The following is a 23,705-nucleotide window of genomic DNA, read 5'->3' as shown; positions in this document are numbered from 1 at the left end:
TAATTTACCTTCCTTCATGGATTTTAGGCCCCGGTGACGCCGTGACCTCCGGCGCGAAGGATCGGGGGGAGCGTCCCTTCTTCGGCGCCAGGGTGTTGATTAGCTCAGAGGCGGCCTCGAACGCTTCCGCCGTGATGATGTGTTCAGTGCCGGGGGCGACCTTGAGGTCGACGTTGGCGCCCAGCCGGGTGAGGGTCGCGGCGGTTTCCCGCACGCGCCATCTGGGGACCCAAGGGTCCTCTGCGATGGTGCGCATGAGAACCGGCATGCCCGTCAGGGGCCGGCCGGCGTACTCGGGGAGCGGCCCGGGCCCGAGATGCCCTCCTGTGAACAGCACCGCTCCACCGCACCTGTAATGGCGGGTGGCGAGGAAGTGGGACAGGAGGCAGGCGCCTTGGGAGAAGCCCCACAACACTGTGTTTTCGGGAGTGAACCCGGCCGAAGCGATGATGGTGAGATATTGCGGTATGAGTGCCAAAGAGAGATCAAGCTGCGGTTGGTTCCGCTCCAGGGGTTCGAGGAACGGTTCGGGATACCACGTCGCCCCCTCGGCTGAGGGTGCGTAGAACCGGGCGCCCGGGACGTTCAGGAAGCTGGCAAAGTCCTGCATGATTTCGGGATTTTGACCCCTGCCGTGGACAGAAAGTATTGCCATAGCCGCATCCTGGGCAGGCGTGCCCCATTCCCTCAGGGACTGCTGCTGTTTTGGTGTTGAACTCAAGAGCGCTCCTTTTGAATCTTCCGTGACCCTGGCAAGGGCAGAAGCGGTGACGCGGACGGGTACCGGCAATTTCCGCGTCACCGCTGTTCAGTCCGGTGTGGCAGCGGACGGATTTAGTCCTGAATGGGTTCGAGCTGGTCCATGATGGACTGACGCTGATCCTCGAACTGCGGGGGGAGCATGAACGCCTGGCCCAGCTCTTCGGGGGACTCGTCGCAGTCCCAGCCACCCTCGTTATGAGTCACGGCGAGTTCGAACAGCGCCCCGCCGGGGGTGCGGACGTAGTGGGACTTGAAGTAGGTGCGATTCTTCAGTTCGGAGATGTCGGTGTAACCGGCCCCTTCAATTTCGAACTTTATGGCGTTCTGGTTCTCCAGGGTGTCCAGATTCCAAGCAAAGTGGTGGTAGGTGCCGGCCCCGTAGTGCCAGGTTCCCTGCTCATCGGTGCGGTTGCCTGTCAATTCGACGTAGTTGCCGAACTTGTCATCGCCGACCTGGAAGCGGACCCGGTCTCCTTCTTCCTGGATGTTTCCCTTGGCCTGGAACACATCGCGGGCGAACTCGACCATACGGTCCTGGTCATAGACGTGCACTCCGGTGCCATGGATTCCGTGGACAGCATGCTCGGCGGAGACTCCGTTGCCGGTAAAGCCCTCGCGGGGGTCGGCGTCGTTGCCGACCAGGACGTATTCGAGTCCTGAGGGGTGGCGGAAGTTCACGCGTCGTTCGCCGAACACCTCGGTCATCTGGGTTTCGATATCGTGCTGGCCGAGTCGCTTGTCCCAGTAGTCCAAAGAATCCGACGGGACAGAGAGGAACACTTCTCGGGCCTGGTTGGTGCCCCGTTTGCCGTACACGCCGGCCTGCGCCCACGGAAACGTGGTCACGACCGAGGAGGGATCACCGTTCGCGTTCGAGTAATAGAGGTGATAAATCGGGGTGGAACCGTCATAAAGGACCGTCTTCTTGATGAAGCGCATTCCCAGCACCTTGGTGTGGAAATCGACGTCTTCCTGCGCATGCCCGACGGACAGCGTGACGTGGTGGGAGCCCGTTACATACGTCATTTCTAATCTCCTTTGATTCGGCGTAGCCAAAAGCGGCAGCCATGTACCTGTCATACAGGTTGTCATGTGCTGTCTGACACACTATCCTAAATAAGCCGTCAAGGCATAGGGATGGCATCAACCACCCTCAAAGAGGAGGAATTCATGGACACGGAATCGGTGTGTGTAGTGGGCGCAGGCCCAGTTGGCCTTGTTATGGCATTGGCTTTGGCCCGGGACGGCGTCCCTGTAACAGTCATCGAAACCGAGGCAGAACCGAACATGTCTCCCCGTGCGATGGTCTACCTCAATTCGCTGCTGCCGGACCTGGACGGCTACGGAATCTTGGAGGATATGAAGCAGCGGGGCCATGTGGACCACGAGGGCTTCAACATGCATCTGGTCCGAACCGGTGAAGTGCTGTCTGCACCGAACACGGTCCTGGAAGGACATCATCCGACGCCCTTCAACATCCACATGGGCCAGGGCGAGCTGTGCAACATCGTCCTTGAGCATCTGGCCCGAATGCCGCACGTGACCATTCACTGGGATACACAAGTGACCAGTCTTGAACAGGACGCCCATGGCGTCAGCCTCACCCTCTCGAACGAAACAGGGAGCACACGCACCCACAGATCGAACTGGGTAGTAGGCGCCGACGGCGGCCGAAGCTCGATCCGCACGCTCATCGGCGCGACTCTGGACGGGACGACCTGGGATGAGCGCTTCATAGCCACCAATCTGCACTTCGATTTCCGGCAGCTCGGTTTCAAGAGCTCAAACCTCTTCGTCCATCCCACACTGCCGGCTGTTATCGGGCAGATTAATCGGGACGGACTATGGCGCTGCACCATCCAGGAATCGGCAGCGCTCCCTGAAGAAACCGTCGCGTCCCGGATCAAGGAGTACTTCAGCGCGCTTCTCGGGCCAGATGCAGCATACGAGCTCGTCGACTTCAGGCCCTACCGGATGCACCAGCGACTCTCCTCCAAACTGCGGCAGGGACGAGTTGTTCTGGCCGGCGACGCAGCACACCTGACAAACCCGACAGGTGGACTGGGCCTCACAACAGGGCTGTACGATGTCTTCGCACTGCACGAAGCGTTCCGCGCACTGCTGGGAGGGGCCGCCGATGAGTCAATCCTGGACCGGTACGCAGAGGAACGCGTCAAGACCTTTTCCACCATGACATCTCCCATGGCAAGCAATCTGAAGAACATTGTCTACGGCGGCCTGGATGCGGAGACCCTCGCGGCGGCGACAGAGCCGATGCGGCAGGGAACCTCCACTCCCGAGGCCCAGCTTGGATTCCTCAAGGCCCTCGATGGTATCCGCAGCCCCTCGCTGCTGACACCCGAACCCATTTCAAGCGGACAAGGACGGACCAACCGATGACCGGAAACCGGAGACTCTCCCTCAGCCGGATGGATGAGCTGAAGAACGTGGTGGACCACGATGTGTCCACAGGTCACTATTTCGGGGCGTCCATCAAGATCGCGCATGCCGGCGAACTGCTGTTCGATCACGCAGCCGGCTTCGCCGACGAGGCAAAAACCTCGCCCATCACGCAGGACAGTGTCTTCTCCATTTTCTCCTGCACCAAAGCCTTCATCAACGTCCTGATTCTCAGGGCCATCGAGCATGGCCGTTTCGCCCTGACCACGAGAATGTCCGAAATCATTCCGGAATTCTCAGGGGCCCCGCGCGACCGCGCCACCATCTTCCATTTCCTCACCCACACAACGGGAATCCCCGGCATCTGGGAAGTACGGCCGGGAATGTACCAGGACAACCTCGACGAAATGGTCGCCGCCGTCTGCGAGGCAGCCGCCGGCAACAGCGAACCCGGCGATCGATGTGACTACTCCCCCATGGTCAACCATGTCCTGCTGGGCGAGGTCCTTCGCCGGACGGACCCGGCCCGGAGGTCCATCAACGAGATCCTCGAAGCCGACCTTTTCGGGCCTTTAGGCATGACGGATTCAGGTCTGGGAATCAGGCCCCACATGAAGGACCGCCACGTCATCCCGGACATGAGGGGAACGGTGCCTGTCAAGGCGCTGTCCCGCACTACCCCGGGAGACAACGGCCTCTACGAGGCAGAAGTCAACGAAGCTACCTGGGTCGGGGCGGCATCCACCTCCGGAGATCTGCTCCGATTCGCCGAAATGCTCAGGCGAGGAGGTGAACTGGATGGAAACCGCATCATTTCGCCCCGCATGATTGCCCTCGCACGGCAAAATTGGACAGGTGACCTGCCCAACGAGATCTATAAGGCCGTCGCCCTGCGTGCGGGTTACACGCCCCCACCGGCATATTTGGGTCTCGGGTTCAGCCTTCGGGGCTCAGCCATGGTGCGCCACCAGTTCGGGACGCTCACCACTGCCGAAACCTTCGGCAACTACGGCGCCGGAAGCACCTTGTATTGGATCGACCCGGAACTCGACCTCGTATTTGTGGCACTGACAGCGGGACTCCTCAGCCAGGCTGCCAACATTGAGCGGTTCCAGAAACTATCGGACATCACCGTGGGGGCACTCCAGTGACGCGCCTTGCCAAGGAAGACCTGGCACAGGGTCAACCACCTCACGCACAGGATCGAACCGCCGTCAATCAGAAGCGCGGGTTCTTTTGGGTCCCTGGCGACGCTGTCGCCACCGAATTCGGTACCGTTCAGCGCGGACAGATGTACGTCGAGTGGATGGCCCCGTCCCGGATCACCCAGCCCTACCCGCTGATTCTCGTCCACGGCGGCGGCGGCCAGGGCACTGACTGGCTGGGCACCCCCGACGGCCGGCCCGGCTGGGCTGAGCGCTTCCTCCGGGAGGGTTACGCCGTCTACGTCGTGGACCGGCCAGGCCACGGACGATCCTTCCGTCATCCCCACGTCCTGGGTGAGACAGGACCACAGACCAGCTTTGAACTGGCGAGCATGCTCTTCGCACCCGAGCAGGCCGGCGACACCCAGACGGCGTGGCCGTGGGCCCGTGACCCGAAGGGAGCCGAAATGCAGCAGCTAACGGCTGCCCTGGGCGCCATGCCGGCCGATCTCGCTGAGGCCCAGCGCGTCGACGGTCTACGGATGGCTGACCTTCTGGACCTTGTGGGCCCCGCCGTGGTGATCACGCACTCGGCCGGGGCGGCGGCCGGATGGCTGGCCCTGAATCTTCGACCGGCGTCAGTGGCAGGCATTGTCGCCATCGAACCCATGGGACCGCCTTTTGCGCAGCTTCCCGGTCTGGGAAACCTCACCTGGGGACTGACAGCAACCCCCGTCGCCACCCTCCCCGCCGACGCCGAGGCATCCCAGCTTTCCCATGAAGGACCTGCAACGATCGCCGGATTCGCCGACGTGCCCGTAGCAATCATTGTCGGCGAGACCTCCCCCGCAGGAAGTTTCGCGCCCCCGGTTGTGGATTTTCTCACGCGGAACGGGGCGCAAGCCGAGCTCATATCGCTGACCGATTTCGGAATACACGGCAATGGCCATGGACTTATGTTCGAAGCAAACTCTGAAGAGACGTGCCTCCCGGTTCTCCACTGGCTCGACGCGCAATTCGGCACCCGGGGCCAAAACGACGCCTCACAGGAAACACAAAAGGAGTAAAACATGGCCGACAACTACCGAAGGTTCTCCAATCAGGTAGCACTCGTTACGGGAGCTGGTTCCGGCATAGGAAAGGCGGTCGCGGAGCGACTGCTGGCCGAGGGAGCTACCGTGTACGCAGCAGACCTGCACCCCGGGTCGGGAGCGGCGGACCAGAATCCACGGTTCATTCAGGTCGCCCTTGACGTGACCCAAAGCGCGCACGTCAACGCCCTTATGGAACGGATCGATACGGACCATTCCAGACTTGACGTTGTGGTCAACAGTGCCGGGATTCCAGATTCACCCCGACGAATGAAAAGCGGCCTCGGCAACGACCTGAGTGAGATCACCGACGAAGACTTCTCCCTAGTGGTTAACGTCAACCTGCTTGGCACCTTCTACGTAACCCGGGCGGCTGTTTCCGTGATGCGCAACAATGGCGCAGCCGGAGGATCCATCATCAACATCTCCAGCGTGGGGGCGCTGGCCAACTTCCCCCTCGCAGCGGCATATCCCGCAGCCAAAGCAGGTGTCCTGGGCCTCACCAGAGCTACCGCGGCGCTGCTGGGACCGGAGAACATCCGGGTTAATGCTGTGGCACCCGGCGCCACCGACACGCCCATGCTTCCGGAAGACCCCGCGGTGAGGGCTGCTGTCGTGGGCATGGGAGTTCTGAACAGAGCAGCAAGCGCAGAAGAAATCGCTGCCACGATTGTCTACCTAGCCAGCCCCGAAGCGGCGTTCATCACAGGCCAGACGATCTCCCCAAACGGCGGATACGTCATGTAGGCCACACACAGCCCCAAACATAAGGAGCAACCCTTTGCACGCACCAAAACTCTCCGGAAGAACAGCAGTCATCGTCGGCAGCACGGCGGGAATCGGCGAAGCAATCGCCCGGGAATTCGCCGCCAACGGCGCCCACGTCTTTGTCTCAGGACGTCGCCGTGAACGCGGGGGTGCAGTAGTCGATAAAATCCGCAGTGCCGGCGGCATTGCCGAGTTCATCCAAACAGACGCCTCAGTCCCCGACGAGCTGCGGTGGCTGCTGGATTCCGCCGTGGAAAGAACCGGAAGACTGGATATCCTCGTCAACAACGCGGCGACCGAACTCACGAAGCCCTTGGTCAACTGCACTACAGCCGACTTCGAGCACATCATGAACGTCAATCTCCGATCCTACTTCGTAGCGTCCGTCCACGCCGTAAAGCTCATGCTGCGGACCCCGACCCGAGGAACGATCCTCAACATCAACTCAGTTGCCTCCGAACGCCCCGTACCCGGAACGGGCCTGTACTCCATGTCCAAGGGTGCCGTACGGCAGCTGACAAAATCCCTCGCCCTGGAACACGCGGCCGACGGCATCCGCGTCAACGAAATCCGGCCCGGCATGGTCCAGACGGAAATTTTCCTCGCCCCTGAAGCACAAGACGTCGCACGCATGGGGATTGCAGCCACCCCCTTGGGCCGAATCGGCCAACCAGACGAAATCGCAAAAGCCGCCCTGCACCTCGTTTCCGACGAAGCGGGCTTTACGACAGGCTCATCACTGCTGATCGACGGCGGCCTCACCATCTAAGCCTCGCAGGCGCTTTGCAGATATACCTGCCAAATACCTAGCAACCTATCCGACAAGAAGATAGGATTCGTCATATCGGCGGATTGCGCTGACTCGCACGATCCGATGTAGAACCGCTGCAGCTGGCGTCTGGCCGGATCGATTTGAACCCCTCATCACTTTCAAGGGCGAAAGGACTACACCCACATGACCACTATTGAAGGAATTCCTGACAGGTCTCCGGTCAGTACTGTGCAAGGCCGCGTTTCATGGAAATCCCGCGGGCTGCTCATGGCCCTCACCTTGGCCCTGCTTCAGCTGCTCAATGAAGTAGGCGCCCTCATAGCCATCCCTTTCTACGGCCCCATGGCAGTCGATCTCGGGCTTGCCCCCGGACAGGTCTCCTGGGCAGTTGCTGCGACCCTACTGGCTGGCGGAGCCTCAGTACCCGTTCTTTCGAAGATCGGGGATCTGCATGGCCATCGACGCGTGCTCATTATCTGCCTTGTCCTCATCACTGCGGGCTTCGCCCTAAGCGCCCTTGCACCTAACTTCATCACGCTGGTGATTGGCCGTGCCCTCGTGGGCGTAGTCGCCGGCCAGGCCCTGACAATTGGCATCCTCAATGACCGTCTCACGGCTCCCGACAGGAGGAAAGCGATCGGAATCATCGCTGCCTTCCAGGCAGTCGGGATCCCTCTGGGGCTCGGGCTTGGCGGCCTCCTCATTGACGCGGGTGCATCGTGGCGGACAGGCTTCTGGATCGGGGCAATTCTCACCGTCATAGGACTCGTCGCCACTCTCGTCTGGGTTGCCGAATCGGATGCCAAGGTCCGTAACGCCGGCAGTTCGCGCACCGTCAACTACGGCGGAGTCATCCTCATGGGCATCGGCCTGACCTCCTTGTGCATCGGAGTAAACGAGAGCACGACCTGGGGAGTCTTCTCCGGTGCCACCATCGGCTTCGTCCTATCAGGCCTGGCGCTCGTCGCCCTGTCCTTCTACTGGGAATCCAAGTCGCGCCATCCTCTGCTGGACGTGAAGAAGGCGTTCAGCACCCGGCTACTCCCTGCGTACGCGGTGTTCGTTCAGACCGGAATCATCGGCTTGATTCTGTTCAGTACCGTCCTCGGCTGGGCACAGACCAGCCCGACTCTTCTCGGCTACGGATTTGGCCTTAGCCTCTTCTTGGCATCCCTCCTGTTTTCGCCGTACATCCTGGCTGGTTTCATTGCCCCCCGCTTCACAGTCCCGCTGCTGCAGAAGTACCCGGCCAAATGGGTGCAACTCGCGTCAGCCATAGCGTGCTCCGTTGGAATCATCGTCATCTACCTGGGCTACGCGAGCATCCCCGCCGTGGTGGTCGGAGTACTGATCTATGCCTTCGGCTTCACCGCCATGGTCACAGTTGCCGTGAACGTCATCGCGGCAGAGGCCACCGATGAGCAAGGTGCGGGCACGGCGTCCGTCTACGTCAGCATGGCACTTTTTGCCTCCGCCCTGGGTACCTCCCTGTACGCCGCAGCGATCTCTGCCGGGCATGCCCCGATGGAACCGCCTACCCCGGCCAACTACGAAGCAGGACTGCTGATCGCGGTCTGCGCTTCCCTCATTGGAATCGTCAGTTCGTTGCTCCTCTCATCCAAAGTCCGTCTCAGCCACGTAGAGTCCGGACACTGAATCCGTCGCCGGTTCTTCCCAGATTTAGCGGGAGGGACCGGCGGCCCTCCTTCTGGCCGTCCAGTCCAGGGTTCCTCAACGGGACGCTCCGGGATGACTGACGCAAAGTCGGCAGCTACCACCGGCCGGCACGGTCTATGAGGACCGGAAAGACCCAGGCCAGGGCTGATAGTGAGCATCAGTCTGTGCTGATCCGAATTTGATTAAGAAGTAGCTGAACGCCCAGGGCACATTCCTGCCGCAAGAATATTAGAAAGAAAGTAGAGGCTCCGATTGAGTCCTGAACGTGAGCGAGAACTTCTCGCCAGTGTCCCCACACAGCTTTTCATCGACGGTCGGTGGCGGGACGCTGCCGGCGGCCGCACGTTCGACGTCCAGGATCCGGCAACGGGACAAACCATTGCCAGCGTCGCTGACGGCACTAGGGAAGATGCCATGGCCGCAATGGACGCCGCCGCCGCGGCTCAGTCGTCCTGGGCGCTGACGGCTCCGCGGGCTCGTGCCGAGATACTTCGATCGGCCTTCGAAATCCTGACACGGCGAACGGAAGATTTCGCCCTGCTCATGACCCTCGAGATGGGGAAGCCCCTTGCAGAAGCCCGAGGAGAGGTCGCCTATGGGGCGGAGTTCCTGCGCTGGTTCTCTGAAGAAGCAGTGCGGGATTATGGGCGCTTTACCAACAGCCCGGAGGGCAAGAACAGAATCCTTGTTCAGCGCAAACCCGTTGGCCCCTGTCTTTTGATCACGCCTTGGAATTTCCCTCTCGCGATGGTCACCCGTAAGGTTGCTCCAGCCATCGCGGCCGGCTGCACCATGATCCTCAAGCCGGCAAAGCTGACACCACTGACTGCTCAACTGTTCACGGAAGTCATGATCGAAGCGGGACTCCCGGCCGGGGTCCTGAACCTCGTTGCCGGGACGAGCGCAGCCTCCATCTCGGGGGCGGTCATGAAGGACCCCCGTCTGCGCAAAATATCCTTCACCGGATCAACCGAAATCGGGAAGCGACTGCTCTCAGATGCCTCTGGAAACGTTCTTCGGACCTCGATGGAACTTGGCGGCAACGCCCCCTTCATTGTCTTCGAGGATGCAGATCTGGATAAGGCTGTGGAGGGTGCCCTCATTGCCAAAATGCGCAACATGGGCCAGGCATGCACCGCAGCCAACCGCTTCCTAGTCCACGAATCCGTTGAACGCGAATTCTCCCAGAAGCTTTCCCTCGCGGTGCAGGGTCTCAAAACGGGGCGCGGTACCGATCCCGAAAACAAGGTCGGGCCGCTCATTAGCGAAGATGCCCGCAGGGACGTCCACGCTTTGGTCGAAGGGGCTGTATGGGATGGAGCGGAAATCCTTACGGGCGGATCTGTCGGCGCGGGCGAAGGCTACTTCTACGCACCCACCGTCCTGTCCAACGTCCCACCGAAATCGCAGATCCTCAAGACCGAAATATTTGGCCCCATCGCACCGGTGACACGATTCCACAACGAAGATGAGGCCGTTGTCCTGGCGAATTCAACCCAATATGGATTGGCGGCGTACGTCTACACGGCCGACTTCAACCGCGGCCAAAGGCTCAGTGACAAGCTCGAGTTCGGGATGATCGGATACAACACCGGCGCCCTTTCCAATGCTGCTGCGCCGTTCGGAGGGGTCAAGCAGTCCGGGCTGGGCCGTGAGGGCGGAGCCGAAGGTATCTCGGAGTACACCACTACCCAATACATGGCCCTCCCCGACCCCTACTCAGACTGATTCAGACAGAGCAGGGTCGGGGCGCGCCCGTGAGGTGCCAACTGAACCCCACGGTCGTGATCTTGGCCTCCGGATCAGCACCCCTTGCCCCGACATCGCCGACAAAATTCTATTAGCGCATCTATTCAGGCGCCCTAGGTGCCTCTCTGGGCCCTGGGTCGGCGGTTCCACGGCCATTGGCGCCCGGCATACCGGGCACTGTAGGCCTTCAGGGCTCCATCGGCCGGATTCGCGGCACCCCGGTGGCCGAAACGGTCCCGCCTACATGCCCACGTCACACCAGGGGCCGGAAGTCCGCATTCCATAGTGGATCCGCACTGCCGGGATTAGAAATTTCCAGTTGGGGTCTACGGAAACCCCGGGTGCCTTGCGGGTTTAGGGTTGCGACGGTGATTAGCTGCTATGTTGCGAACACCTATGTATATAGGTAAACTGTGATTGGACCCACTCTCTAGGGCAATCGTGACTGGCGTCTGAGCCTCACCACACGATTCTCCACACGCATGCATCCCTCGACGTTGACGTCCTGCGGGGTGGCGGGCACGGAAGGAACTGCTATGACTACGGATACCCAGTCGATGACCTCGACGACGAATAAGGTGCTGGGCTACCCTCTGAACGCTTGGTACGTGGCAGCATGGGACCACGAGGTGACCCGCAAGCCCATGGGCCGGAGGATCGCCGGGCGGCCTCTGGCGCTCTACCGCACGGAGGATGGCCGCGCCGTCGCCCTCGCAGATGCGTGCTGGCATCGGCTTGCTCCGCTCTCGATGGGTACGGTTAAGGCCCGGGACGAAATCCAGTGCCCGTACCACGGGATCGTCTACAACTCGGCCGGGCGCTGCGTCTCGATGCCTGCGCAGGAAACCATCAATCCCAGTGCGACCGTCCCCTCCTATCCCGTGGTGGAGCGCTACCGTTACATCTGGGTATGGCTCGGGGATCCGACTCTGGCCGACCCCCAATTGGTCCCCGATATGTTCCAAATGGATGACCCGTCGTGGGCCGGGGATGGACTGACCATCCCCGTGAACTGCAATTACCAGCTGGTCGTTGACAACCTGATGGATCTCACCCACGAGGAATTCGTGCACAGCTCAACCATCGGCCAGGAAGAGCTCAGCGAATCAGACTTTGAGGTGAGCCACGAGGGGAACACCGTTACTGTCGCTCGGTGGATGCTTAACATCGACGCGCCCCCATTCTGGCTAAAGAACATGCGCGACAAGTTTCCCGACTTTGAAGGAAAAGTCGACCGTTGGCAGATCATCCGCTTCGAATCCCCCTCTACCATCCGCATCGATGTCGGCGTCGCCAAAGCAGGCACCGGAGCGCCGGAGGGCGACCGCAGCCAGGGTGTCAACGGATACGTCATGAACACCATTTCACCTGAGACGGACAAGACCTGCCATTACTTTTGGGCCTTCATGCGGAACTACAGGCTGGACAGCCAGCTGATCACCACGCAACTGCGGGACGGGGTCTCCGGAGTCTTCAAGGAAGACGAAGACATGTTGGAGGCGCAGCAGGCAGCAATCGATGCAAACCCTGACTACGAGTTCTACAACCTCAACATCGACGCCGGGGGCATGTGGGTACGGCGCCTCATCGAACGCCAGCTCGCCGATGAAGGCCGCCTGGTACCCACCGTCTAGGCAAGCCGCACTCACATCACGGCCTCCAAAGAGATTCTGGAAGAAGAAAATGGCAGCAACAAACATCGAGGTGTGGCAATCAGCCGCTGTAGTCGACGCCGAAAACATAACCCCAGATATTCGGCGAATCGTTCTAGCGCCCTCGGCACCCAAGAAGGCCGAACCAGGCTCCCACATCGACCTCATCCTCACAATCGACGGCGAACAGCAGAAACGTTCATACTCCGTCGTCGAGTCCAGCGACGACGGACGCCTCCTGACAATCAGTGTTTTCAGAGCCCCCCAGTCCCGTGGAGGATCCATTTTTATGCACGGGCTTCGGGAGGGTGAACAGCTGGAAATCACCCAGCCGCTCCAAAACTTTCCGCTCAGAATCGGCGCCCGCCGATACGTCCTGCTGGCAGGCGGCATCGGCATCACAGCGGTCATCAACATGGCAAGAGTCCTCAAACGCCTGAACTACGACTACACGCTGGTCTACGCCGGACGAAACCGGGAAGCAATGGCTTACCTGCCCGACCTGGTGGCCCTGCACGGGGAAAACCTCGTCATCCACGTCGACGACGAAGGAACGTCCCTCAGCATCGAGCAATTGCTTGCCGGCATCGACACCGACACCGAGTTGTACATGTGCGGCCCCATCCGCCTGATGGATGCCGTGAGACGAGGATGGGCGGAGCGAGGTCTGAATGCCCCGAATCTGCGGTATGAGACGTTCGGAAACAGTGGCTGGCACGACCCGGAAGACTTCATTGTCCGAATACCCAGGCTTGGCATCGAAACAAGCGTGAGCCCTGACCGGACCATGCTGGAGGCCCTCGAAAACGCCGGAGTGGACATGATGTTCGATTGCCGCAAAGGTGAATGCGGGCTCTGTGAGGTGAGGATCCTAGGCATTGAAGGAACCGTCGACCACCGGGATGTTTTCTACAGCAAGCGCCAACAACATGCTGCTGAAAAAATGTGCTGCTGTGTCTCACGCCTTGTAACTTCAAAAGCCGATTCCGGGGACTCAGGCACCAGACATCCTGCTGTCGTCACAATCGATATTTCCTGACTCCAGAGTGCGGTCTGATCAAAGTCGAGGTGCAGCCGCACAGCCGCTTCCGTATTTCTCGGGCTAGGTCGGAGAAATACGCACGACCGAGATCATCTTCGTCTCAACGTTCCGTGAGAAAGGGTCCTGAGATCATGATTTCGACTCCCGACGAACTGCATACCATTGAAGTACTCCCGCAACCGCCCGAAACTTTATGGCAGCGACTCGATGCCGCCATCGCACAGGCTCAGGGCCATGGGGCAGTAGCCTCCACAGGCGTCCTGGTACGCCGACTCGAATGGGGGCTATTCCGGGTTTCGGTCTCTTCACTAGTACCCCGCGGCCGAACATACGAGGCGGACGACTGGGCCCGGCGGGTTGATACTAGGACATCCCCACGTAAGCATGCCCTGGAAGAGACGGTGGTGGGTCAGCCCGGGTATAGGACACACCCGAGGGCCGCACCGGAACCCTTAGCCGACAGGATATAAAGGCAACTGATATGAATCTCACCGCGAGAAGGATCAACTCCGCTGGCCTTTCCTCGGCAACCTCCAACGGGACGGCTGCAAGCCCGACCATGCCCGTCTATCCAGTAGCAGACTGGACACTACTCAAACCCGGCGACATCGTGTGGATCGGCCGCGGGAATGTCCCAGCCGACGAAGGCACCGTGGATGGTCTGATGGAAGACGGCTCCATCGTCTGGGTATGTCCCGGCGGCGCTTCAACTCGCCGAATGATTCACCGTTCCGACGGCGACCGTATTTGGAGCCTTCGGCCAAGCGGAACTGGCGTCCCCTCCCATGAGATCGCCGAAGTGTTTTCTTGAAGTAGGTCGACGGGCCCGTACACCCGTTCCGAGGACGGTAATGAACTGTACTGAATCCGGACATGGCGCTCCCCCGGCCAGACGGTGGTGCGCCCACCAAATCGCAGACCCCGTAAGGCAAGATTCAAACCGCTGGACAGAGGATCCTGCCGCGGGGGCGGGGACAGTGCTCGTCCGCGGGCGGGAGGTTTTTAGACGCGCAGTCAGATTGGACTACACCCCAACCTGACGTCGGGGCGCCTGACGTGGGAAGACTTGCCCCGTAGGTGGAGCTCCGGCCTGGTTCTCAGACACCTGACGAACCGCAGGAGGTGACATCACCCGCCCCTTCGCTAAGCGACTTCCATCAAGACCTGATTCTTCGGACTATTTTGATAGTTCTCGGGCTACCGCAGCTCGGTTTCCTGCCCCTCCAACTGTCAGGGTGGGATCTGAGAACATCATGAGCCACCGTCAACAATGCGGAATTTCGCGCTATTCTGACGCCAGACCGGCGCCGCAACTTGCCCGCGCTCCCCGTCACCCTGTCCAACGCTGCTCTAGGGCGAGGCGACCTCAGAGAAACTTTTACGGGCAAGGCGTGCGGGAACCCTCACACGGCTCCTGCTTCGTGGCATTACCCGATAGCTACTTGACCGAATATCCATTCTCGGCGTTGCCGTGGCCCCGTGGCGGGGAACGGCGGCCGCCTCTATCGGGAACCGATTAGTGAAGCATCGTCTTCAAAGTGTATTCAGCGCTTCCACGGGGGTCTCGGTACCAGATGACCACCCTGCATTTTCTTCCGGCACAAGGATCAGGTCGAGGTAGCCCTTGAGGATGCCGGGCACGTCCACGGTGTCAGGATTGAGGAGCCACTCGGTTTGAATTCCTTCCCATAGAGCCACGATGGTAGGGCCCGCGACATCTGGGTCGACGCCCGGCCGAAGCCGGCCAATGCTCGCGAGGTACCGCAGCTCCCCACTGTATTCCTTCCGAAGCCGGGCGAAGCGTTGGACGAAGTAGTTACGGGCCGGGTGGTCCTCAGTCGTGGCTTCTCCGGAGAGGACGGAGTAGAGCTCTACGAGGTGGGGAATCCGCTCATTGTGTTTCGCCTGCCGCACGATGGTTTCGGCAAACCGCTCCCGTGTGCCCGGGGTGCTCGTGGAGATCCGGTCGCGGTACTCGAGCACCGCCACGAGCAGCTGAGCCTTGGTGGGGAAATGGTGGAGGAGCGTGGTCTGGTTGATCCCTGCCCGGTCCGCGACGTCCTGGATGCTGCCGCCGTTGTAGCCCCGTGACCCGAAGACCTCTACGGCGGCTTCAAGAATTTGCCGTTGGCGCTCAGCGGTCTTGGCGTAGGGGCCGCGCGGGCCTGAGCGTGCGTTCGCCTTCTTAGTCATGGAATCCAGTCTAGTTTCATTAAAAACTGAGCATCCACTCAGCTTTTGTGTTAGCCTTGTCACGTCGGGCCGCACGGCCCCGGCGCCGTGTCCGCGGCGCTGACCATAACGAAGTGGGACTCATGCCATCTCTGACACGACGACAACTCCTTTGCGGTGGACTCGGCGCCTCCGCCTTTGCCCTTCTCACCGGATGCGCCACTCCGGGCACTGTTTCCGTCAATGCCGCACCTGCCATTCCTGCGGCCAGTACCGGTGAGAAGGTGACACTCACGTACTGGTCTTGGCTCAAGAATGTTCAGAAGGTCGCCGATATCTGGAACGCGAGCCACCCCAATGTCCAGGTTGAGACGGTCTGGATCCCCAGCGGCAACCGTGGTGGGTACTCCAAGCTTTACGCCGCGCTAGCGGCGGGCGGCGGCCCTGACCTAGCGCAGGTTGAAATGCGTACCGTTCCTGAGTTCATGCTCGTCAACGGGCTCGTGGATCTCTCGCGCTACGGTGCCCGTGAATACGCACACCTTTATGACCCCGCACTTTGGAGCCAGGTGAGCTTCTCCGGGGGCGTCTACGGCATCCCCCAGGACTCGGGGCCGATGGCCACGTTCTACCGCCCCGACGTCCTGGCCAAGGTAGGCGCGGCGGCACCGGTGACTTGGGAGGAGTGGGCAGCCGTTGGGAAGGAACTCCGCGGTGCCAACGCCTACATCGACTGCTTTTCTCTCGCGGACACCTCCTACTTCGTCTCTTTCGCCGCACAGGCTGGCGCTTCCTGGCTGCGCCCAGCCGAGGACGGATGGGTCATCAACATGACCGACGACTCAACGCTGAACGTCGCGCGTTTCTTTGACCGGGCAATCGACGACGGCATCGTCACCACCGCCTATGGACCCTTCACCCCCGGCTGGTACGCGGCGGCTGCGAAGGGGGAGCTCGCGTCGCTCACGAGCGGCAGCTGGGCCGATGCCCTTGTGCAGAGCGTCAGCGGCGGAGCGGGCAAGTGGCGCGTGGCGCCCATGCCCATTTGGGACCCCAGAGGGTATGGCTCAAGCTACCTCGGCGGCTCCACCGCGGCGGTCCTGGCTAACAGCAAGCACCCCCGCGAGGCCCTCGAGTTCGCTGTCTGGATGACGTCCACGCAGGCCGGCATCGACGCCGAGATCGCCAACAGTGGCATCGGATGGTCGCCCGTGCCGGGCATCATCGGTGCAAAGCGCGAGAGGCCCTCCGACTTTTTCGGGGGGCAGAACTACAACCAGGACGTGATCGTGCCGGCGAGTAAGTCGCAGAACATGGACTGGTCTTGGTGGCCCGTCACCACGCAGTCTTTCAACATCCTGGGCGACGGGTTCCGCCGTAAGGCATCGGGCACGAGCCTGGTCGACACCGTAGCAGCCGCCGAGCAGCAGATCATGACCGCCTTCAGGAACAAAGGTCTGACGATTAGGAAGGAGCAGGCATGAGCGCCACGGCAGATACCGCACAAGCACATCCGTCAGCACTCCAGCGGGAGGGGCACGGACGGGCAAGGCAGCAGCGCCGCGTCGTCACCCGTGCACCTTGGATACTGCTCGCGCCCTTCCTGGCGCTCTTTGCCCTCACGTTCATCTTCCCGATCATCGCTGCTGTCGGTTCGAGCTTTACGAAAGTGACCCGCAGTGGCCTCTTCGGCGAGACGGGCGTCCACTCCGGGTTTGCGGGGTTCGAGAACTATGCCCGCGCCCTCGGGGACGGTAGCTTCCTCGCCTCAATCGGCCGCGTGCTGCTCTTCGGCGTGGTCCAGGTTCCTGTCATGATCGCCCTATGTACAGTCCTTGCGCTCCTGCTGGAGTCGGCCTCGGCTAAGTGGCCCGGGTTCTTCCGCGCGGCCTACTTCATGCCGTATGGCGTGCCGGGTGTCATCGCGACCATTCTCTGGTCTTTTCTCTACGTCCCAGGTCTTAGCCCGCTCGTGGACGCTGCCACGTCCGTAGGCCTCACCGTGAACTTCCTCGGCCCGGACACCGTGCTGTGGTCCATCGCCAACATCGTTACGTGGAGCTACACGGGCTACAACATGCTCATCGTCATAGCCCAGCTTAAGTCGATCCCCGGCGAGATATATGAAGCTGCGCGCGTGGACGGTGCCGGGCCCTTCCGTGTCGCGTGGACCATTCAGCTGCCGCTTATCCGGCCCGCCCTCGTGCTCACTACGGTGTTCTCGATCATCGGCACGCTTCAACTGTTCGCCGAGGCGCAAGTCCTTCAGACTGTGGCTCCGGCCGTCGACAGCCAATACACCCCGAACCTCTCCGCCTACACCACTGCCTTTGCATACAACGACTACAACGTTGCCGCAGCCCAGGCCGTGCTCATTGCCCTCGCGGCCTTCATCCTCTCCTTCACCTTCCTCCGGTTCACGAACAGGAAGTCCTCATGACTGCCACTCCCACCCTTAGCCGGCCCCAGAGCGTCGCCGGGGAGCCCCCTGTGACCCGGCGCCGACGCCCGGGCTCCACAACGATTCTTGTCACGGGGCTGCTTGTCGTAGCCGCGCTCTACTTCCTGGTCCCCGTTTATTGGGTGGTGGTCGCTGCGACCAAGACCAGCGGAGACCTGTTCGCGACCAACGGTTTCTTGTTCGCGCCTAATTTCGTCCTGTGGGACAACCTGGCGAACGTCCTCTCCTACGGGGACGGCGTCTTTGTGCGCTGGTTCCTCAACTCAATTCTGTATGCAGGGGTTGGCGCATTGGCCGCGACGTACTTCGCCGCTGCTGGCGGCTACGCCTTGGCCAAGTACAACTTCCGGGGCAACAGTCTCATCTTCGGGCTCGTCCTCGGAGGCGTCCTCGTCCCCGGCACCGCCACGGCCCTGCCCCTGTTTCTGTTCTTCAGCCAGCTCGGCATCGCCAACACGTACTGGAGCGTCCTGTTGCCCTCACTCGTCTCGCCGTTTGGCCTGTTTCTGTGTCGGGTTTATGCGCAGGCAACAGTGGATCCGGCGCTGTTGGAGGCTGCGCGAATCGACGGCGCGGGCGAACTTCGCATCTTCCACTCCGTGGGGCTGCGGGTTCTCACTCCCGCCCTGGTGACGGTGTTCTTGTTCCAGCTCGTGGGCATCTGGAACAACTACTTCCTGCCGCTGGTGATGCTCTCCGACTCGAATCTGTTCCCCATCACGGTAGGTCTGAACAACTGGCTCAGCCAAGCCGACCGGCTACCGGAGTTCTACCAGCTGACCACCGGCGGCGTACTGCTGTCTGTCATCCCGCTCGCCATCGCCATGATCGTCCTTCAGCGCTTCTGGCGTGGAGGCCTCACAGAAGGAGCCGTCAAATGAGCCCCCGTCCAGCGGAGGCCACAGCCTCCACCGCCTACGTCACCGACCCGGGCCCGGGAGAAGGACGGCGAGTACCGGCCCGTTCCTGGCTTCGCACCGACGCCCCGTCCCTGTCCCTCGACGGGCAATGGCGATTCCGACTCCTCAAGGGAGTCCCCGGAACACCCGGCGGGCGTGGGGTGCTGTCCCCGGGGGAGGCCGCGGAGGCGATGGCCGCTGCGGAGTACGACGACTCTTCGTGGGCGTCGCTGACCGTACCCTCCCACTGGGTGCTCCAGGGCGACGGATCGTACGGCCGCCCGATCTACACGAACGTGCAGTTCCCGTTCCCAATCGACCCGCCGTTCGTCCCCGACGAAAACCCCACCGGGGACTATCGCCGTACGTTCGAGCTGCCCGACGGCTGGAAGGCCGACGACACAGGCGGCGAGAGCCGCGTCGTCCTGCGCTTTGACGGCGTCGAATCCCGGTACAAGGTATGGGTCAACGGCACAGAGATCGGATGGGGCGCCGGAAGTCGCCTCGCCCAGGAGTTCGACGTCACCGACGCTGTCAGCACCGGTACCAACACCATCGCAGTCCGCGTCCATCAATGGTCCGCTTCGAGCTACCTCGAAGACCAAGACCAGTGGTGGCTGCCGGGAATTTTCCGCTCCGTGACCCTCTTGTCCCGCCCGGCCGGCGGCATCGAGGACGTCTGGCTCCGGACCGGCTACAACGACGGGGCGGGGACCCTGGAACCGGAAGTGAAAGCGCCGGCATCGTCGTACCCTGTTCGCCTCCGCGTACCCGAGCTCGGCATCGACGTCGAGTGGGCCAATCCCGGTGATGTTGCACCGGTACCTGTTTCTGCCGTCGAGCCCTGGACCGCCGAAACCCCGCGGCTCTACGATGCGACCGTGGCCAGCAAGGCCGAGACGGTGTCACTGCGGATCGGCTTCCGCACCGTAGAAATCGTGGGAGACCAATTTCTGGTCAACGGACGCAAAGTGGTGTTCCACGGTGTCAATCGCCACGAGACCCACCCCACGCTCGGCCGCGTCTTCGACGAGGACTTCGCCCGCGAGGACCTCGCGCTCATGAAGCGCTCCAACGTCAACGCAATCCGTACCAGCCACTACCCGCCCCACCCGCGAATGCTCGAGCTCGCGGACGAGATGGGCTTCTGGGTAATCCTCGAGTGCGACCTCGAAACGCACGGGTTCGAGCGGCACGGCTGGGCCCGGAACCCGAGCGACGAGCCGATGTGGCGCGAGGCGCTCCTTGACCGGATCGAACGGACCGTGGAGCGGGACAAGAACCGTCCCTCGATCGTCATGTGGTCCCTCGGCAACGAGTCCGGCACAGGACAGAATCTCGCCGCTATGTCCGCGTGGGTGCATGCACGGGATGCGGGCAGACCAGTCCACTACGAGAACGACTACGCCGGCGCGTACACCGACGTGTACTCCCGCATGTACGCGACACTGCCCGAGGTGGAGACAATCGGCCGCGACGGCGACACCACACCGCTGCTGGGCTGCTCCCCTGCCGAGGGGGCGCGGCAGCGGACCAAGCCGTTTATTCTGTGCGAGTACGTCCACGCAATGGGCAACGGGCCCGGGAACATATCGCTGTACGAGGACCTCATCGCGAAATACCCGCGGCTGCACGGCGGGTTCGTCTGGGAGTGGCGCGACCACGGTATCGCCGCCCGTACCGCGGACGGCACCGAATACTTCGCCTACGGCGGCGACTTCGGCGAGGAAATCCATGACGGCAACTTCGTGCTCGACGGCCTCATCCTCTCCGACTCCACGCCCTCGCCGGGACTATATGAGTTCAAGACCGTCGTGGCGCCCGTGAGACTTGCCTTTGACGGGCTCGAGCCGGGCGGCAAGCCCTTTATACGGGTGACCAACCTGCGACACAGCGCGGATCTGGGAGACATGGTCTTTCGCTGGCGGATCGAGGACGACGGCGAACCAGTCGCCTCCGGTGAGCTCGCCGTCGATGGGCTCGACGGCGGCCCACTCACCCCTGGCGCCTCGGCCGCGGTCCCCCTTCCGGTGTCCGCCGAGGGATGCACTGGAGAGGTATGGGTGACCGTCGAGGCGGTCCTCGAGCAGGATGCCGGGTGGGCGCATTCCGGGCACGAAGTCGCCTCAGCGCAGGGCCGCCTCGCGTCGCCCGCGAGGCGCCCGCTGCCGTTTGCAGCCGGGCTCCCGGGCGGAAATTGGCGGCCGGGAGAAGGCGCCGGGCTCCTGGAGCTCGGGCCGGCAGTCTTCGATGAAGGGCGGCTCGTTACACTCGCTGGCCTCCCTGTGGATGGGCCCCGGCTTGAGCTGTTCCGGGCGCCCACGGACAATGACCGCGGCGAATCCCGGGGCGGATACATCGACACCGACCCTTGGGCACCAGACGCAGACGGCATCCCGGGTGTAGGAGCTCCCGGGCCTTCGTCGGCAGCGCGTTGGCACGCGGCCGGTCTGGACCGGCTGCACGGGCGTGTTGAGGCAGTCGAAGTGCTCGATGACCGTGCCCTCCGCGTGCGCACCCGGTACGCCGCGGCGGACCAGGTGCGCACCGTCACCGTCGAGGAGCAATGGATTCTCGACCCCGAAGGTTTGTGGCTGCGGGTGGACATTCTGCCATCCTCCGATTGGGACGGTGTGTGGCCCCGTGTCGGTGTGCGGTTCGGGCTGCCCGCCGACGTGGACGCGGCGTCATGGTTCGGGCTGGGACCGCACGAGTCCTACCCTGACAGCCTCGAAGCCGCGCTTGTGGGACGGTACGCAGCCGGGATCGATCAGCTCGCCGTGCCGTATGCGTGCCCGCAGGAGACCGGTCACCGCGGAGGTATGCGCTCCCTCGACCTGCTCCGGGGCTCGGAGCCGTGGGTACGGGTAGACGCGTTCGCGGACTCGCGGGGCCGCCTGCCGGGCTTCACCCTGAGCCGGTACACGGCCCAGGAGCTCGCCGCGGCCCGGCACCCGCATGAGCTGCCCGCGGCCACGCGTTCATGGTTATACCTCGACGCGGCCCAGCACGGGCTCGGCACTCGCTCGTGTGGCCCGGATGTCTGGCCCGAGTCCGCCTTGGCGCCGGAGGCGCGGACGCTCACCTTCCGCCTGGCGGCCTCCGAATGACCAGCCTCGTGATGTCCAGGATGAGCGCCGATACCGTTCCGATCTCAGGTAGGCAGACCACGCTGCGCTGCGGCCCCTACACCGCCGAAATAGCCAGCGTCGGTGCATCGTTACGCTCCTTGCGCTACAACGGCAGGGACCTGATTCTCCCCTTTTCGGAACATCAGGTCCGCCCCGCCTACCGAGGGGCAGTATTGGTGCCTTGGCCTAACAGGGTTATCGCGGGACGGTATGAATTCGAAGGCGTGGAATACCAGCTCGGTATCAACGAACCGAGCCGGGGCCACGCACTTCATGGCCTATTGGCCTGGGAAGACTGGTGCCCGGTTAAATCCGACGAGTCCTCGGCCATTCTGTCCACCGTCGTTCAAGCGAGGAGCGGTTACCCCTTCCGCCTGGACGTACAGGTGTCCTACCAGCTGGACTTTTCCGGGCTGCACACCACTGTTACAGCCACCAACACCGGCCCCGGCTCAGCACCTTACGGGGCCGCCGGGCACCCATACTTGGTCGCCGGGGAGGGCCGGGTCGACGACTGGATTCTCGAGCTGCCCGCACGAAAAGTGCAGCAAGTCACCCCGGACCTTTTGATACCTACAGGAGTTAGCGACGTTTCAGAGGACCGACACTACGACTTTGTTGCCCCCCGCCCCATCGGTTCCATAACACTCGACCATGCCTTCACTGATCTCGTACGTGACAACGAAGGTTACTCAACCGCACGCCTGACTACATGGGACGGGTCCGGAACTTCGATGACATGGGGTCGGGACTGCCCCTGGGTGCAGATACACACAGCCGACCTCCCAGATGCGGAATCCAGCAGAGCCGGCCTGGCAGTAGAACCAATGACCTGTCCGCCTAATGCCTTCAACACCAGGACAGACCTCATAGTCCTCCTCCCGGGGCAGAGTCATACCGCGAGCTGGAACATCGAAGCGATACCAGCCAACCCAACCCACACCCGCTCATGAAAATCCTGGTCACAGGGGGCACGGGCTACATCGGTTCCCACACCGTTCTTTCCCTGCAGGAAGCCGGCCACGACGTGGTCGTCATCGACAACCTGGTCAACTCCAGCGAGGAATCGCTGCGCCGCGTAGCCGAACTCAGCGGCAAGACCGCAGAGTTCCACCACGTCGACCTCGTGAACGAGGCAGCCATCGACAAGGTCTTTGCCGGCGCAGCCATCGACGCCGTCATCCACTTCGCTGGCCTCAAAGCGGTGGGCAAATCTGTGCGGGAGCCGTTGAAGTACTACTACAACAACCTTGTAGGCACTCTGAACCTGATCCGCGTCATGGACAGGCATGACGTCCGCTCCATCGTCTTCAGCTCCTCCGCCACCGTCTACGGCGAACGCAACCCCATCCCCTATGTGGAAAAGATGGAGATCGGGGCCAACAACCCCTACGGGCGCACCAAGGAACAGATCGAGGACATCCTCTCCGACCTCGGCGCTGCCGACCCGCGCTGGCACATAGCCCTGCTGCGCTATTTCAACCCGGTGGGTGCACACCCATCCGGACGGATTGGCGAGGACCCGCAGGGTATCCCCAACAATCTGGTGCCGTTCATCGCCCAAGTGGCCGTGGGCCGCCGCGACAAGCTCATAGTCTTCGGGGGCGACTACGACACCCCCGACGGCACCTGCCTGCGCGACTACATCCACGTGGTGGACCTCGCGGAAGGGCACATAGCGGCCCTGAACCATATCGCGGACACCACCGGCGTGTTCCGCTGGAACCTCGGCTCCGGCAAGGGCTCCTCCGTCCTAGAGGTCCTGCGCTCCTTTGAGAAGGCCGTGGGCAAGCCCATCCCCTACGACATCACCGGCCGCCGCGCCGGAGACCTCCCTGCCTTCTGGGCCGACGCCACCTCCGCGCTGGCCGACCTCAGCTGGTCCACCACCAAGACCGTGGACCAAATGTGCAAAGACCACTGGCGCTGGCAAAAGAACAACCCCCAAGGCTATATATCCCACCGCGAATGAACTGTAGGAGCA

The 23,705-nt window shown here is 62.1% G+C and carries 19 protein-coding genes; 16 read left to right on the top strand and 3 right to left on the bottom strand.

The features are described 5' to 3' along the window. Positions 1 to 4: 4 nt before the first annotated feature. Both ACKAE7_RS00250 and ACKAE7_RS00245 read right to left on the bottom strand, forming a co-directional pair. Positions 5 to 721 carry an alpha/beta hydrolase gene (locus tag ACKAE7_RS00250; RefSeq protein ID WP_408978174.1) on the bottom strand — a complete coding sequence of 239 codons (717 nt, stop codon included), beginning with the start codon at positions 719 to 721 and terminating at the stop codon, positions 5 to 7. Positions 722 to 834: 113 nt separating this feature from the next. After that, positions 835 to 1,788, bottom strand: a complete 954-nt coding sequence (locus ACKAE7_RS00245) for a VOC family protein (RefSeq protein ID WP_408978173.1) — start codon at positions 1,786 to 1,788, stop codon at positions 835 to 837. 111 nt (positions 1,789 to 1,899) lie between these two features. On the opposite strand from ACKAE7_RS00245, the gene ACKAE7_RS00240 reads away from it, so the two are divergent. The 10 genes from ACKAE7_RS00240 (at position 1,900) to ACKAE7_RS00195 (ending at position 13,869) form a co-directional block, all read left to right on the top strand. Continuing rightward, positions 1,900 to 3,162, top strand: coding sequence for an FAD-dependent oxidoreductase (locus ACKAE7_RS00240; RefSeq protein ID WP_400584920.1), 1,263 nt, complete (start codon positions 1,900 to 1,902; stop codon positions 3,160 to 3,162). Further along, positions 3,159 to 4,313 (top strand): serine hydrolase domain-containing protein, encoded by a 1,155-nt coding sequence (locus ACKAE7_RS00235; protein ID WP_400584922.1) that lies wholly within the window; start codon positions 3,159 to 3,161, stop codon positions 4,311 to 4,313. The genes ACKAE7_RS00240 and ACKAE7_RS00235 overlap by 4 nt, the downstream gene beginning before the upstream one ends. Positions 4,314 to 4,453: 140 nt before the next feature. Beyond that, entirely contained in the window at positions 4,454 to 5,374 is a 921-nt protein-coding gene (locus ACKAE7_RS00230) for an alpha/beta fold hydrolase (protein ID WP_400584925.1), read from the top strand. 3 nt (positions 5,375 to 5,377) lie between these two features. Further along, positions 5,378 to 6,145 (top strand): SDR family NAD(P)-dependent oxidoreductase, encoded by a 768-nt coding sequence (locus tag ACKAE7_RS00225; protein ID WP_400584928.1) that lies wholly within the window; start codon positions 5,378 to 5,380, stop codon positions 6,143 to 6,145. Positions 6,146 to 6,179: 34 nt separating this feature from the next. Then, the gene (locus ACKAE7_RS00220; RefSeq protein ID WP_400584931.1) at positions 6,180 to 6,935 is read left to right on the top strand and encodes an SDR family NAD(P)-dependent oxidoreductase; all 756 of its coding nucleotides are present in this window, start codon (positions 6,180 to 6,182) and stop codon (positions 6,933 to 6,935) included. Between the two features lie 186 nt (positions 6,936 to 7,121). Beyond that, positions 7,122 to 8,594, top strand: coding sequence for an MFS transporter (locus ACKAE7_RS00215; RefSeq protein ID WP_400584933.1), 1,473 nt, complete (start codon positions 7,122 to 7,124; stop codon positions 8,592 to 8,594). 273 nt (positions 8,595 to 8,867) lie between these two features. Further along, positions 8,868 to 10,343, top strand: coding sequence for an NAD-dependent succinate-semialdehyde dehydrogenase (locus ACKAE7_RS00210; protein ID WP_400584935.1), 1,476 nt, complete (start codon positions 8,868 to 8,870; stop codon positions 10,341 to 10,343). 557 nt (positions 10,344 to 10,900) lie between these two features. Further along, positions 10,901 to 11,998, top strand: coding sequence for a Rieske 2Fe-2S domain-containing protein (locus tag ACKAE7_RS00205; RefSeq protein ID WP_400584937.1), 1,098 nt, complete (start codon positions 10,901 to 10,903; stop codon positions 11,996 to 11,998). 49 nt (positions 11,999 to 12,047) lie between these two features. Beyond that, complete coding sequence (locus tag ACKAE7_RS00200) at positions 12,048 to 13,055, top strand: PDR/VanB family oxidoreductase (protein WP_400584939.1); 1,008 nt, start codon at positions 12,048 to 12,050, stop codon at positions 13,053 to 13,055. Positions 13,056 to 13,539: 484 nt separating this feature from the next. Then, positions 13,540 to 13,869, top strand: a complete 330-nt coding sequence (locus tag ACKAE7_RS00195) for a hypothetical protein (protein ID WP_400584942.1) — start codon at positions 13,540 to 13,542, stop codon at positions 13,867 to 13,869. Between the two features lie 722 nt (positions 13,870 to 14,591). Here the strand turns inward: ACKAE7_RS00195 and ACKAE7_RS00190 are convergent. Next, entirely contained in the window at positions 14,592 to 15,251 is a 660-nt protein-coding gene (locus ACKAE7_RS00190) for a TetR/AcrR family transcriptional regulator (RefSeq protein ID WP_028271802.1), read from the bottom strand. A 122-nt stretch (positions 15,252 to 15,373) separates the two neighbouring features. Between ACKAE7_RS00190 and ACKAE7_RS00185 the strand changes: the two genes are divergently transcribed. Genes ACKAE7_RS00185 through galE form a run of 6 tightly spaced genes read left to right on the top strand, consistent with a single transcriptional unit; the run spans position 15,374 to position 23,693 of the window. Next, on the top strand, positions 15,374 to 16,714 hold the full coding sequence (locus tag ACKAE7_RS00185; protein WP_028271803.1) for an ABC transporter substrate-binding protein: 1,341 nt from the start codon (positions 15,374 to 15,376) through the stop codon (positions 16,712 to 16,714). After that, positions 16,711 to 17,670 carry a carbohydrate ABC transporter permease gene (locus tag ACKAE7_RS00180; RefSeq protein ID WP_188810509.1) on the top strand — a complete coding sequence of 320 codons (960 nt, stop codon included), beginning with the start codon at positions 16,711 to 16,713 and terminating at the stop codon, positions 17,668 to 17,670. The genes ACKAE7_RS00185 and ACKAE7_RS00180 overlap by 4 nt, the downstream gene beginning before the upstream one ends. Continuing rightward, positions 17,667 to 18,572 carry a carbohydrate ABC transporter permease gene (locus tag ACKAE7_RS00175; RefSeq protein WP_134165682.1) on the top strand — a complete coding sequence of 302 codons (906 nt, stop codon included), beginning with the start codon at positions 17,667 to 17,669 and terminating at the stop codon, positions 18,570 to 18,572. The genes ACKAE7_RS00180 and ACKAE7_RS00175 overlap by 4 nt, the downstream gene beginning before the upstream one ends. Then, positions 18,569 to 21,700, top strand: a complete 3,132-nt coding sequence (locus ACKAE7_RS00170; protein WP_408978172.1) for a glycoside hydrolase family 2 TIM barrel-domain containing protein — start codon at positions 18,569 to 18,571, stop codon at positions 21,698 to 21,700. The genes ACKAE7_RS00175 and ACKAE7_RS00170 overlap by 4 nt, the downstream gene beginning before the upstream one ends. Beyond that, entirely contained in the window at positions 21,697 to 22,674 is a 978-nt protein-coding gene (locus tag ACKAE7_RS00165) for an aldose 1-epimerase family protein (protein ID WP_321201500.1), read from the top strand. The genes ACKAE7_RS00170 and ACKAE7_RS00165 overlap by 4 nt, the downstream gene beginning before the upstream one ends. Next, positions 22,671 to 23,693 (top strand): UDP-glucose 4-epimerase GalE, encoded by a 1,023-nt coding sequence (galE, locus tag ACKAE7_RS00160; protein WP_188810513.1) that lies wholly within the window; start codon positions 22,671 to 22,673, stop codon positions 23,691 to 23,693. Before ACKAE7_RS00165 ends, galE begins: the two co-directional genes overlap by 4 nt. Positions 23,694 to 23,705: the final 12 nt, after the last annotated feature.

It is taken from the genome of Pseudarthrobacter sp. NKDBFgelt (genome assembly GCF_046097905.1).
Lineage (GTDB): Bacteria > Actinomycetota > Actinomycetes > Actinomycetales > Micrococcaceae > Arthrobacter > Arthrobacter polychromogenes.
This window is presented reverse-complemented; position numbering and strand designations above follow the sequence as displayed.